The organism is Bacteroides salyersiae WAL 10018 = DSM 18765 = JCM 12988, from assembly GCF_000381365.1.
Lineage (GTDB): Bacteria > Bacteroidota > Bacteroidia > Bacteroidales > Bacteroidaceae > Bacteroides > Bacteroides salyersiae.
The window spans coordinates 1,292,028-1,305,043 of record NZ_KB905467.1; the positions used below are offsets into that span (position 1 = coordinate 1,292,028).

At 41.1% G+C, this 13,016-nt stretch carries 11 protein-coding genes; 5 read left to right on the forward strand and 6 right to left on the reverse strand.

Translation table 11 applies throughout. The annotated features are described in order from the left end of the window. Positions 1–780, forward strand: a complete 780-nt coding sequence (locus tag HMPREF1532_RS16705) for an N-acetylmuramoyl-L-alanine amidase-like domain-containing protein (protein ID WP_025819034.1) — start codon at positions 1–3, stop codon at positions 778–780. Positions 781–848: 68 nt separating this feature from the next. Then, positions 849–1,544, forward strand: coding sequence for an SGNH/GDSL hydrolase family protein (locus tag HMPREF1532_RS16710; RefSeq protein WP_025819033.1), 696 nt, complete (start codon positions 849–851; stop codon positions 1,542–1,544). A 5-nt stretch (positions 1,545–1,549) separates the two neighbouring features. Here HMPREF1532_RS16710 and lipB read toward each other — a convergent pair whose 3' ends face one another. The 5 genes from lipB to HMPREF1532_RS21035 all read right to left on the reverse strand — a co-directional run bounded on the left by lipB (position 1,550) and on the right by HMPREF1532_RS21035 (position 7,930). Then, on the reverse strand, positions 1,550–2,209 hold the full coding sequence (lipB, locus tag HMPREF1532_RS16715) for a lipoyl(octanoyl) transferase LipB (RefSeq protein WP_005932116.1): 660 nt from the start codon (positions 2,207–2,209) through the stop codon (positions 1,550–1,552). A gap of 104 nt (positions 2,210–2,313) precedes the next feature. Next, on the reverse strand, positions 2,314–4,530 hold the full coding sequence (locus tag HMPREF1532_RS16720) for a heavy metal translocating P-type ATPase (RefSeq protein ID WP_005932118.1): 2,217 nt from the start codon (positions 4,528–4,530) through the stop codon (positions 2,314–2,316). 97 nt (positions 4,531–4,627) lie between these two features. Further along, entirely contained in the window at positions 4,628–4,939 is a 312-nt protein-coding gene (locus tag HMPREF1532_RS16725; protein ID WP_005932120.1) for a heavy-metal-associated domain-containing protein, read from the reverse strand. 43 nt (positions 4,940–4,982) lie between these two features. Beyond that, positions 4,983–7,211: a TonB-dependent receptor gene (locus HMPREF1532_RS16730; protein ID WP_187373834.1), complete on the reverse strand. Its 2,229-nt coding sequence runs from the start codon at positions 7,209–7,211 to the stop codon at positions 4,983–4,985. Between the two features lie 323 nt (positions 7,212–7,534). Further along, the gene (locus HMPREF1532_RS21035) at positions 7,535–7,930 is read right to left on the reverse strand and encodes a hypothetical protein (protein ID WP_081504163.1); all 396 of its coding nucleotides are present in this window, start codon (positions 7,928–7,930) and stop codon (positions 7,535–7,537) included. Between the two features lie 175 nt (positions 7,931–8,105). On the opposite strand from HMPREF1532_RS21035, the gene HMPREF1532_RS16735 reads away from it, so the two are divergent. Then, positions 8,106–8,990, forward strand: coding sequence for an FtsZ/tubulin family protein (locus HMPREF1532_RS16735; RefSeq protein WP_005932124.1), 885 nt, complete (start codon positions 8,106–8,108; stop codon positions 8,988–8,990). A 200-nt stretch (positions 8,991–9,190) separates the two neighbouring features. Here the strand turns inward: HMPREF1532_RS16735 and HMPREF1532_RS16740 are convergent, their stop codons facing one another. Continuing rightward, complete coding sequence (locus HMPREF1532_RS16740) at positions 9,191–9,829, reverse strand: hypothetical protein (protein WP_005932126.1); 639 nt, start codon at positions 9,827–9,829, stop codon at positions 9,191–9,193. Positions 9,830–10,178: 349 nt separating this feature from the next. Between HMPREF1532_RS16740 and HMPREF1532_RS16745 the strand changes: the two genes are divergently transcribed. After that, a complete protein-coding gene (locus tag HMPREF1532_RS16745; protein WP_005932128.1) occupies positions 10,179–11,945 on the forward strand; it encodes a CotH kinase family protein in 1,767 nt (588 codons plus the stop codon). Positions 11,946–12,154: 209 nt separating this feature from the next. Further along, entirely contained in the window at positions 12,155–13,006 is an 852-nt protein-coding gene (locus HMPREF1532_RS16750) for a DUF3298 and DUF4163 domain-containing protein (protein WP_005932130.1), read from the forward strand. The last annotated feature ends 10 nt before the right edge of the window (positions 13,007–13,016 follow it).

A 13,016-nucleotide genomic window follows, 5' to 3' on the forward strand; every position in this document is an offset into this window, starting at 1 on the left:
ATGAAAACGATCCCAACCTTTTTGCTGGCTGCCTGTTTTATAGGCAGCCAGGCAAAAGCACAACAGGAAGCAAATCCGATGTTGGCTAATGCCCAAACTTTTATAGATGTTCCTTATGTAGCTCATACTCTTGAAACGGATGGTGAAGAAGATTTAGTCATCAATTGTGATGAAGTGGATTGTACTACTTTCGTAGAATATGTCCTTGCCCTGTCTCTTCCTTCGGCATCGGGAAACAAGATGAGCGAAAGTGATTTTGCGGCTAATCTGCAACGTATCCGCTATCGTGAAGGAAAAATAGACGGGTATACTTCCCGTCTGCACTACACTTCCGATTGGATCAACAACGGGGTACGCGGCGGATTCATGGAAGATGTTACGGCAGCCAATAGTCCGTATACCCAGAAATTATCGCTTTCGTACATGTCTTCCCATCCGGAATTATACAAACATCTGAGCAATTCTCCGGAAAATGTGACGAAAATGGCAGAGTATGAGAAGGCATTGTCGGGACAGGAAATACATTGGCTGCCCAAAGATAAACTGCCCGTAAACGGACTCCCCTGGATAAAGAGTGGAGACATCATCGTTCTGACTACAAACATACCGGGATTGGATACAGCGCATATGGGGATTGCCATCTATGTGAAAGACACTTTGTGCCTGCTTCATGCCTCTTCTTCAAGAGGGAAAGTATTAGTAGATAAACTTGCATTAAGCCGCTTGCTCGACCGTAATAAAAAATGGACGGGAATACGGGTAATAAGAATGAAAAGATGAAAGAAAGAATGAATTAAAGAGTGAATGGAAAAATGAAAACGACAAAAAAAATGGAAGCAACAAAAACAATGGAAACGACAAAAGTGATGAGGACTATTTATCTTTTATTTATCAGCCTGTTCTTACTGGCCGGCAATCTGCCTGCGCAGGATTGGGCCAATTTAAAACAATTTCAAAATGACAACGCAGCATTGGGCGCTCCTGCCAAAGGAGAAAAGCGCGTAGTATTTATGGGTAATTCCATCACCATCGGGTGGTTGAACAATTGTCCGGAATTCTTCAAGGATCGTCCCTATATCAACCGGGGCATCAGCGGGCAGACAACTCCACAGATGTTGCTGCGTTTCCGTCAGGATGTGATCGATCTGCAACCCAAAGCAGTAGTGATTCTTGCCGGTACCAATGATATCGCCGGAAATACAGGCCCCTCTACGCTCGAAATGATAGAAGACAATCTGGCATCTATGGCCCAGTTGGCAAAGGCAAACGGTATCAAAGTAATCCTCTGTTCTGTGTTGCCTGCTTTCGATTATCCATGGCGGCCGGGTATGGAACCCAACGTCAAGATTCCGGAACTGAACAAATGGATCAAGGCCTATGCCGAAAAGAACAAGTTCATTTATGTGGATTATTTCTCCGCAATGGCTGACGACAGGAACGGACTTCCCTCCGATCTGTCAAAAGACGGGGTGCATCCCAATAAAAAAGGGTACGAAATCATGCAACCGATGGTTGAGAAAGCGATTGCAAAAGCACTGAAATAGTCAGCTTATTTTCGCGTAAGCAACCTGCTTAATTCAAGTTCAAGGCGTTGCTTCACTTCGGACATCGGGAGTTCTCCTCCCAGTTCCTGACGCAGTGAAGTGACGCCTTTGTCTATAAATCCGCAGGGATGGATGTAACTGAAATAACGTAAGTCGGTATTCACATTCAAGGCAAGGCCATGCATCGTGACATAATGGCTGCTCCTTACTCCGATCGCACAAATCTTGCGTGCCCGGGCAGTATCTCCTTCCAACCACACACCGGTGGCTTTTGCCAGCCTTCCCGTCTTGATCTCATAAGAGGCACACACACGGATAACCGCCTCTTCCAGCAGATGCACGTACTCTTTCAGGCCGAGACCGAACTCTTCAAGATTAAGAATGGGATAACAGACCAATTGTCCCGGACCGTGATAGGTAATATCTCCTCCCCGATCAATATGATAAAGCGTCGCCCCTATTTTTTCCAATTGCGCTTCGCTCAATAACATATTATTCTCCTTTCCGCTACGTCCTAACGTATACACATGCGGATGTTCACAAAAGACAATATGGTTTTCATATACGTCGTTATTCTGCTTGGCTTGAATCAGAGAATCAAACCATTCAGTCTGTCGTTGCCAGGCTTCGGCATACGGAATAAGTCCCCAATCGGAAAAGAACATTTGAATGATGATTTATGAATTATAATTTATGCCCTGCAATTTACAAATTATACTGCAAAAAAGCAGCATGCCGGGAAAATAATTCATAAATCATCATTCATAAGTCATTTCTTTCTTCCTAAGCTAAGTGAGTTCAGAACGACACTCACACTTGAAAATGCCATAGCCGCACTTGCCAGCATTGGATTCAAGAGTAGCCCGTTCAGAGGAAAAAGTATGCCTGCTGCAATGGGAATTCCTATGAGATTATAGATAAACGCCCAAAACAGGTTCTGATGAATGAGCTTTACGGTCTGTTTGGACAGATCGAATGCTTTCGGTAACAATAGAAGATCGGAAGTCATCAGTGTAACCATAGCTACATCCATGGCAATATCGGTACCTTTCCCCATAGCGATGCTGACATCGGCCAGTGCCAATGCCTGCGAATCATTGATGCCATCCCCCACCATTGCCACAGTCTTTCCCTGCAACTGCAATTCGCGGATAAAGTCTTCTTTGTCATCCGGCAACGCATCGGCTACAAAACGGTCGATACCCAATTTCCCTGCCACAGCCAAGGCTGTACGTTGCCCGTCGCCGGTCAGCATGCAAATGTCGATTCCTTGCCGTCTCAGCTCTTTCACAGCTTCGGCAGAGGTGGACTTGACAGGATCGGTGACAGCAATGATAGCTAATAGTTGATTCCGGCGGCCAAAATAAATGATGCCGTTTCCTTCGGATTCATATTGCACCAACATATCGGCCATAACATCCGTTACGACAGCATCGAAATCCTTCAACAGCTTATGACTGCCTACCCAGAACAGATCACCTTCATAGACAACCTTAATTCCTTTTCCGGTGATGCTTTCAAAGCTTTCGAGCGGTGCCGGCACTACCTTCTCTTCGTCTTTCAAAGATGCAACGATTGCTCCGGCAAGAGGATGTTCCGACTTCAGCTCGGCAGCGAGAAGTACATTCTTGAAACACTCTTCCTGAGTTTGCGCCCATAGCCAACCACTGACAGTAGGATGGCCTTCGGTCAATGTTCCGGTTTTATCGAGTACCACGACATTTACTTTCCGCATCTGTTCCAGAGCGACGGCATCTTTTATCAAGATATGCTGGCTGGCCGCTTTGCCGATACCTACCATCAGGGCAGTAGGTGTGGCCAGTCCCAAAGCGCACGGACAAGCAATCACCAATACGGAAACGGCAGACAGCATGGCATATGAGAAATATTCCGTTCCGCCTATTACCATCCAAAGTACGAAAGTCAGTACGGCGATGCCAAGCACCACCGGAACGAAGATACCCGTCACACGGTCGACAATACGCTGTACGGGGGCTTTACTTCCCTGTGCTTCCTGCACCATGCGGATGATGCGGGCAAGAACCGTTTCACTGCCTACCTGTGATGCCTTGATGATAAACGAGCCACGTTGATTGATGGTACCGGCAAGCACTTTATCTCCCTTCTTCTTATCTACCGGAATCGGTTCACCGCTAATCATGCTTTCATCCACAAAAGAATCTCCTTCGGCAAGAACCCCATCTACCGGAATCTGTTCGCCGGGGCGGACAACTACCAGATCGTCAACCTGTAACTGGTCGATTAAGATTTCTTCCTCAATTCCATTGCGTAATACGCGTGCAACTTTCGGCTGCAACCCCATGAGCTTTTTAATCGCAGCAGTTGTGTTGCCTTTTGCACGCTCTTCCATTAATTTGCCGGTCAGCACGAAAGCAATAATAACTACGGAAGCCTCGTAATAGACATGCGGCTCCAAACCGCGACTATACCAGAACTCCGGAAAGAAAGTATTGAATGCACTGAACAGAAATGCGATGGACGTGCTAAGGGCTACTAACGTATCCATGTTACTACGTCCTAACTTCGCCTGCTTCCATGCGCCCGTGTAAAACGAACCGCCGAAAAGAATCATCACCGCAAGGGTCAGTAACAACTGTATCTCGCTTGAATATGGCACATGCATGAAGACCATAGACAAAAGCAACATCGGAACAGCGAATACCCAAGCACCGATGACCTGCATTTTCAGCTTGCGATAGTGCTGGTGTTGTGCTTCCTCGCGTCGTTCCTCTTTCAGGTTTTCTTCTTCTATGATAAGGTCGTACCCTCCGGAAAGCACAGCCGCCCGGATCTCTCCGGGAGCCAGTTTGTCGGCTTCATACGAGACGGAGAGTGTATTGGTGGCAAGGTTTACTGAAGCATCTACAATGCCCGGCAGCTTGCGAACTGTTTTTTCAACATTATTGGCACATCCCGCACAGTGCATGTTCAGTACGGGAAATGCCTTCTTTGTAATAGTACCCATAATTTATTTAGTGATTAGTGGTTAGTGATGAGTGATAAGCATTGGCTGCTATTCACTCATTACTAAATAAACAACATTTACGGGCCGTTTGTTCAAATTACTTCTTTTCCGCCTGCTTTGTTTCTTCTACAAATTCCGCTTCGTAATTGAATTTCTTGAAACCGGCCTTGAGTTTCTCTACATTTGTTTTGTCAGCATCGTAGGTAATGGACACCGTCCTTGTTTTCAAGTCCGTAGAGAACTCCTTTACTCCTTTCTCAAACTTGATATTATTCTTCACTTTCCGTTCACAATTTTCACAATGCATCTGTGATACTTTGAATACTGCTGTACGGATGTCTTTGGCCATAACGGCTGTTACGCTCAATAATGTTATCACCAAGGCTGTCAACATTCTTTTTGTTTTCATATTTTTTCCTCCAATTTATAATTAATAATATTACTTTTTAATTTCATTCACTGTTTCTTGCCAGATTAAATCTGATGCCGATATAGGCTTTTGCACCATGCATCGGCCCCCATATCATAGTAGAATCAAAATTATCTCCCCAAGGATTTGCCGCATCTATGATCGGATTCTTCTGCTTAAAATTAGTAAGGTTCTCTCCTCCTACGTAGATGGACCAACGGCGGAAATAACGGGTCACCTGCGCACTCAATTGTTCAAAGCTGCCATACCGTTTTTCCCATGACAGTCCGCCATCTGTCAGGGTATACGGATTCGGCATTCTTCCGCCGCCGTTCAGTTGGAGTGTTGCATCAAACTGCCATAATCCCAACGGCGTCTGATAAGAAGCTGTCAGAAGCCCTTTATATTTTCCGGTCAAAGGTTTCTCCAGCAATTCTCCGTTATAAGTTGTCTTCGCATCCGTCAGGCGGTAAGCCGCAGTCAGAGTAAAACCTTTGAAGAGCGGATAATTCGCCTCTACCTGCAATACTTGTGAATAAGAACGCCCATTCAGGTTGTAAAACGACACTTCATGAGGATTCGTATCCATATCCACTACCACTTGTTTCTGAAAATCAGTATAATAATATTCTGCGTTGATATTCAGCGTCTTGCCAAAAAGGGGAATGTAAGTTGAAACACTTGCTCCATAATTCCAGGCTTCTTCCTGATCGAGATGACCGGCTATTTTCACTTTACGGCTACTGGCAAGCAGATAATTATTTTCTGCAAGTACATGATTGGTCCGGTAGCCTTTTCCGGCCGAGAGACGCATGTGCAGATACTCATTCGGATTGTACTTGATATGTGCACGGGGAGTGATAAAGAACCCGTGCTCGCTACTGTGGTCGCCGCGTATTCCTCCCATCAGCATCAGTTTATCGTTCAAATTGAAAGTATACTGAATGTATGCCCCCGGAACAGATTCTTTTACGAATGCGTTTGTTAATCCCGACTCCGTATTGTTGGTCAGGCGATAATGCTGGTCGTATCCATCGTAATTGAAACTCAATCCGGTAGAAAGGCTGTGCTGCTTACTGAATTCGGTCTCAAACAATAAAGATGCGTACACATTGCTCTGATCCACATCGTAAAGTTTATGCCCGTATACGGCATCCTGATTATGAATCGTCCCTTGCAGGATAAGGGCGAGATTGGTATTCTTCTCCTTATCAAATATGTAGGCGTTCTTAGTGAAGGCTTCGTAACGGTTGGTTTTGATACCTATCTCATAGAGATCGTGTGCCGGTTGGTCATTATGTCCGGCCTGTCCGCTGTTACGCTGTTCCGACATACCCTTGATACCTGCCTGAAACACATAACGGTCGCCCATATATGCCCAACGATTCCACAAATTATACTGCTCCACACGGGGAATATCGACAAAGCCATCGTCATTGCTGTCATGTGTTTTGGTTTCATTCTCATAATGTGCAAGCAATGAGGTGCTCCATCGTCTGGAAAGTTTTACCGTAGCGTCGGCATTCGCTTCATAACGGGCGGTACTGCTGGCAAAAAGATTGGCTGATACCCAGTCGGCATCCGGAAGTTGAGGTTTTTTGAACTCTACGTTTATCTGCCCTGTGATCGATTCGTACCCGTTCTTAACCGATGAGCTGCCTTTGCTAACCTGAATACTTTGCATCCAGGGTCCTGGTACATATCCGAGACCATACGGTGCCGCAGCTCCTCTGTAATTAGGGATGTTTTCCGTCATCATCTGTACATACGTACCCGAAAGCCCCAATAACTTAATCTGCTTGGCTCCCGTTGCCGCATCGGAATAACTGACGTCTACCGAGGGGTTGGTAACGAAGCTCTCGCCAAGATTACAGCAAGCCGCACGGGTGAGTTCGGCGCTACTGATGATATCTTCGTTCATAACACTGTTCCGCAATTTCATCGTTCCGAGTTTTCTGCTTACGATATTGACTTCATTCAACTCCACCCCCTCGCGGAGCACAATATCAAGTTCCTGATTTTTATCACTGACGTGGATCGTATCATTTTCGAAACCGATAAAGCTGACCACAAGCATATGGCTCTTTGCCGGTTTAGATATCGAGAACCGGCCGTCTTCAGCAGTTGTTACGCCATTCGTGGTATTCATCCAAAACACATTGGCACCGGGGATAGGTTCTCCGGTATTGTCTTTTACAATTCCTTTTACTTGTGCCTGCGCAGTATAGAAAGTAAAGAAAGCAAGAAATAAGAATATATATTTTATATACATAAATTGTTTCATGATGCAAAATTACACGATAACCAGTGCAACAGGGTTGCACAATGGTATATTACTTATCTATGGATTAATATTACTCTTCATATCTCAGATATAAATATCCCGACTCTTCAGAGTATAAGATATAATCAGAAAACATGGGGATGTTCTCATGTACAACATCCGGATGTTCTTGTACACAACATGGGGATGTTCTTAATGAAAACATGGGGATGTTTTGAATCTTAAGATATAAAGAAATAGGTATTAGAAATAATGAAAACAGTATCATTGAATACTATTCTCATGCATTCCTTTCTTAGCACACTTGGAGTCTAAATAAGCAGGACAGAATATAAAGCCAGATAATGTCGCGAACTGACAGGATGTGGAGGAACGTTGTAGGATGTCTCCTGCCACTCTCCCATAAACAATATACTGCGAAATTGAGGTAATAACTCACAGAATAATTGCATGACAGGAACGCTGACGGAAGCTTCACATGAATGCTTCATCAGATCTACCTTATAGATCGTGGCTGTGCATCCCTCTTCTTTACATGATTTATCTGACTGTTGATGAGACTTACGGCATTTGGGACAACCATTACTGCAACAGTTTTGTGCGGTTTCGCATGCAGCGCAGCAATAATCAATAACAGAAACTCCTGCCCCGACATATATGATTGTCAGGGAAAGTATTACAGCAAATATGTAACGGAATCTCTTCATATCGGTTGCAAAGATAGAAATAAAAGATGAAATTCGAATCAAAATGAAGATAAAAGGTTATGCAGCTCTCATGAGGTTAATAAAAATTATATGATTATTATGAAATGTTTTGGCATATCCTATCTGTTTATTTGCAAAAAGAAATGGAAATATATAAAATTCAAAACAGAGGCTAATGGATAGCAATGCTTTTTCTTCTCCGATAAATTCTTCGGTTCAGGAGAACTTAATCAAAGTCATAGGTATCGGAAGCGGCGGTTGTGACATCGTGCGTTTCATACGGCAGGCAAGACTGGGAAATATTTCGTTTGCCACATACGATGCAAATGTTATTGCTTTGGACAAGTATGAGGATATTTCTATAGAGATACAATTTTCAAAAATCTTATTCATCATAGCATATATGGATGAAGTAATTGGAATGGAGACGATTCCGGTTATAGCACGTGTTGCAAAGGACCTTAATGTTACAACAGTCGGAATTTTAATTATTCCTCCTTCGTATGATACCACAGACGGGAAAATCTTAGAACAGAATAAATCCATAAAAAACGTAATGCAGTATACCGATTCTCTACAAATAATTCATGGCAAATCTATCGTATCTTCTTTAGGAGCCGATTTTAATATTCAGAACATAATTAACCAACACGTATTGACAATCATAGGTGATATAGTGAATATCATCACAAGAAACAACATGGTTGCTATGGATTTTGCAGATATAAACTGGGCTTTGAAAGGAGGAGGATTAGGCTTTGTAAGTTCAGGGATAGGTAAAGGGAGAAAACGGATAGAAAATGCTATTCAAGATGCATTAAAATTACCCCTGTGCGATGGCCTTGATATATCGGAAGCAAAGCGTTTATTACTCAACTTTATTTATGGCAAGGAGGAAAATGTTTCCTTGTCAAAAGATATGGATACGATAAAACATTTCATAGAAACGATGCCTCTAGTGGAGACAACTTCCGGATTTGAACGTGGTTCGAACAACATATCAGAGAATGCGGTTAAAGTAACCGTTGTGGCTTCCGGATTTGAAAAAAATGAGAAATAAAATAATAATTTTATAGCTTATGTGATATTTTAGCACATTAAATTATTTCCTTTGCTTTTAAAGGAAAGGAGGAAAAGGAAAATGCTGCATCTTTTTCTTTTATATTAGCAGCCGGAAAGCCTAACCCCGTAAGAATAGGCAAGTTCTAAAATTTTTTCTTTAACTGTTTGCCGATTATTTTTCCGGCAGTAACATTGCTTCTATTTATTAATCTCTATTTTAATTTCAGTATTAAATTTCCTGACATAAATAAAATCGGTAAGGGCAAAGTTTGTATGATCAAAGAGATTATGAAATGCATTGATTAGCTGCAAGTCCTTTGTTAGTTCACGATCAAGTCCTTCATTCCAGTTGGGTGGTGTACAATTCATACCGATGAAAGATTCAAAAGATTCCTCTAAATCAAATGGTAAAACCAAAGCTTGAGTCACTCCGGATTTATATAATGAATTCCATCCGGAATCACAAATAGCTTCCCACAACCTTTGGCGGTCTTCACCCTGCACGGGATGTGATTGGGGATAGTCATCACTCAAATAGCATTCTGCAGTCAATCTAACAAATTCACCGTAATCATTTCTGTCTTTTATGTCATTCCAAATGTGGTGAGCACGTTCGTACATCTCTTGCAAAGCACTTCTTAGGGTATCATTGAACTCAACGATTGTTGGTAACAATTCTGCTTGGCATCGCAAGGCATAATGGTTGAGGATATCCTTGCGCAACTCAAGTAGACATGCTTCATCTGTATAGTTATGATGCTTTTTAAATGGGCTGTTATAACTAAGAAGAATAGCATCTTCGAGCTTCTTTATGGGATATTCGTTGTACTTCATCATATTTTCAATTCTGTTATACCATTAATACTACTACTCTTTTCTTATTTTACAAAACTACCATAACAGTATGAAAAATTGTAGCATAGTCCTGACCTTTTTTACAGTATTCTCTAAATTACTTGATCGGTGAAATACGATAAAGGCAGGTTGGTCATATTCTCTATAATCATATAACACCAACTATGTTTACAGAAACACGGTACATACCCATATAAATTGCATTATTCTCTTTTGGTAATAATATGTTTCATTATTATTTTCTAATATTAATAGTTTTTGTAGCTTTGCAAATAAACGTAGTAAATTTATATTCTCACATTGTCAATCAAGAACTATTAAAATAATACTTATGAAAAAATTACATCTTCTATTTCTTTTTATTGGAATTTTATTTTCATGTCAAAACGAGGACGATCCGGATATTATAATCAATATACCTAAGAAGGAATATACAGTAGAAAGTACAGGCGCGATTGTCGATATCATTCTGCAATCCAGCATGGAACCAAGCATTGATATTGAAAAAAAAGAATGGTTGCATTCTGTAAATACAAGATCGGAACAGTTTAATATAAAAAGTTTTATATGCGACCCAAATCCTCTATCCCAAGAAAGAACTTCCAAAATAATCTTTACCATACCGGGGTCAGAAATTATACAGACTATTTTAATCACCCAAAAGGCATCTGTAAGTAGTGAGCCCTGTATCACGTCATTTGTTTTCGAAGCGGATAAAAATCCTCAGTTATTAATTTCCGATATTGTTGCAACAATTAATAAAGACGGAACTATCTCCGCACATGTTCCATATGTGTTACCTCACAAACAATTAATTCCTACCATAAAATTGGACAATGAAAAGACATGGGTAAAAGTACCGGAAAACATGGAAGGACTTAACTTTTCTTCGCCTTTGAACATCACAATAGAAAACACTGAAGGAAAAACGAAAGAATACAAAGTTTTAGTATACGCTTTCACGGGATTGCCTGTGATGTATATCAATACGGAAAATGATACAGAAATTACTTCCAAAGAAGAATATGTCAACGCACATCTACGAATTGTAGAGGATATCTATACCCGCTCGGGAGAAATATTCGAGAGCGATGTAACAATTAAAGGAAGAGGAAATTCTACCTGGTCGCTGCCTAAGAAACCATATGCGTTGAAATTTGATAAAAAGACTTCGCTGTTGGGTGAACCAAAAGATAAATCATGGGTGTTATTGGCCAATTACACGGATAAAACCAATCTGCGAAATGAAGCAAGTTTCTTTATGGGAAGAATCAGTAATTTGGAATGGACACCAAGGACTCACTTTGTAGAATTATTCATGAATGAAGTATATTGTGGTACTTACCAATTGTGTGAGAAAATAAAAATAGCAGATTCGAGAGTCAACATTACAGACGATGGATACTTAATGGAAATAGATCAACCTGACAGGATCGGCCCGGAAGACATATCATTCAAAACGAAGAATTTGACGTTTTGTGTCAAAGATCCCGATATAGAAAAAAATGGAGAGCGTCATAAATGGATATCTGATTATGTAAATAAAGCGGAAGAAGCATTATTGGGAAGTAATTTTTTAGATGAAACTGAAGGGTATGCCAATTACTTTGATAAAGTGAGCTTTGTCGATTGGTATTTGATTAATGAAATAACGAAGAATAATGATGCATGTTTCTTCAGTAGTTGTTATTTAAACATTACTCCGGGAGGAAAGCTAAAAATGGGACCATTATGGGATTATGATATTGCATTAGGCAATGTTAACTATAATGACAATCAAAGCTACGAAGGGTTTTGGATAAAGAAGAAAGTAACTTGGTTTTCCCGAATGTTCGAAGATCCTTCTTTTGTGGCATTGGTAAAAGAACGGTTTGCATACTTCAAATCCAAAGAAAATGATATGCTGACTAATATTAACGAAAATGCAACTTATTTGAAGTTTTCTGTTATTGAAAACAATGCGAAATGGAATACGCTATACGAACAGACGTGGCCTAACTATGCGGTTTGGGGATCTTATAATAATGAAGTGCAGTATCTGAAGCAATGGTTGAGTAAACGTTTGGCATGGCTCGAAAGTGCTTTCTCGGAATTGTGATAATCGAATCTATATATTCTTTATTCAAACCATTGTTATGAACTTTCCAACGCCCTCCGCAAGTTCCATCATCTCTCTGCTGTGAATGAGAGATTTTACTTTCAGAGGGCGTTATTTTTTTCTTTTTTATTCGTTGTATTCGTTAATATGTTCTATATTTGTCGATAGGGAATAACGATACAAATGTTGAATTTAAAGAAGAAACCCTTATGAAAAAACAATATGTCAGCCTACTTGCAATAATGGTAGCTGTAAGTGGCTTTTTATTTTCTTGTGGTGACAAGATGAACAAGAATACCGGTTCGTTAGAGTTCGATAGCATACAAGTGAATGAAACTGCGCATCTCTTTAGTGATACAGCCAAGCCGGCCTGTAACCTCGTGATCGATTTTACCTATCCGGTCAAAGCATCGGATGAATTGCTGAAAGATACCCTGAATAAATATTTTATATCTGCCTGCTTCGGTGAAAAATACATAGGAGAAAACCCGAAAGAAGTAGTGAAACAGTATACGGAAGCCTATATTCGGGAATATCGTCGTGACTTGGAACCGATGTATCTGGAAGATGAAAAGGATAAAGAAGATGAATCGTCTATAGGTGCATGGTACTCTTATTATAAAGGTATAGAAAGCCATGTACAGTTGTATGAAAAAAATCTGCTTGTATACCGCATAGATTATAATGAATATACCGGAGGGGCACACGGGATCTATATGACCACATTTCTCAACATGGATCTCGGGCTGATGCGTCCCTTACGTTTGGACGATGTTTTTGTGGGAGAATACCAAGAGGCCCTTACCGACCTTATCTGGAACCAGCTTATGGCAGACAATGAAGCCAAGACACGTGCTGAACTGGAGGATATGGGATATGGTTCGACAGGAGAAATCGCGCCGACAGAGAATTTCTATCTCGACAAAGACGGTGTTACATTCTATTATAATGTATATGATATTACTCCGTATGCAATGGGACCGGTTACAGTATCCATACCGTTTCAGATGTTGGAACATATGTTAGGCAGTAACCCGGTTGTCGGAGAATTGAAAAATTAAAATCATAACC

Coding starts and splice junctions, on each gene's coding strand:
- HMPREF1532_RS16705 (WP_025819034.1), top strand. CDS start 1: ATGAAAACGATCCCAACCTTTTTGCTGGCTGCCTGTTTTATAGGCAGC.
- HMPREF1532_RS16710 (WP_025819033.1), top strand. CDS start 849: ATGGAAACGACAAAAGTGATGAGGACTATTTATCTTTTATTTATCAGC.
- lipB (WP_005932116.1), bottom strand. CDS start 2,209: ATGTTCTTTTCCGATTGGGGACTTATTCCGTATGCCGAAGCCTGGCAA.
- HMPREF1532_RS16720 (WP_005932118.1), bottom strand. CDS start 4,530: ATGGGTACTATTACAAAGAAGGCATTTCCCGTACTGAACATGCACTGT.
- HMPREF1532_RS16725 (WP_005932120.1), bottom strand. CDS start 4,939: ATGAAAACAAAAAGAATGTTGACAGCCTTGGTGATAACATTATTGAGC.
- HMPREF1532_RS16730 (WP_187373834.1), bottom strand. CDS start 7,211: ATGTATATAAAATATATATTCTTATTTCTTGCTTTCTTTACTTTCTAT.
- HMPREF1532_RS21035 (WP_081504163.1), bottom strand. CDS start 7,930: ATGAAGAGATTCCGTTACATATTTGCTGTAATACTTTCCCTGACAATC.
- HMPREF1532_RS16735 (WP_005932124.1), top strand. CDS start 8,106: ATGGATAGCAATGCTTTTTCTTCTCCGATAAATTCTTCGGTTCAGGAG.
- HMPREF1532_RS16740 (WP_005932126.1), bottom strand. CDS start 9,829: ATGATGAAGTACAACGAATATCCCATAAAGAAGCTCGAAGATGCTATT.
- HMPREF1532_RS16745 (WP_005932128.1), top strand. CDS start 10,179: ATGAAAAAATTACATCTTCTATTTCTTTTTATTGGAATTTTATTTTCA.
- HMPREF1532_RS16750 (WP_005932130.1), top strand. CDS start 12,155: ATGAAAAAACAATATGTCAGCCTACTTGCAATAATGGTAGCTGTAAGT.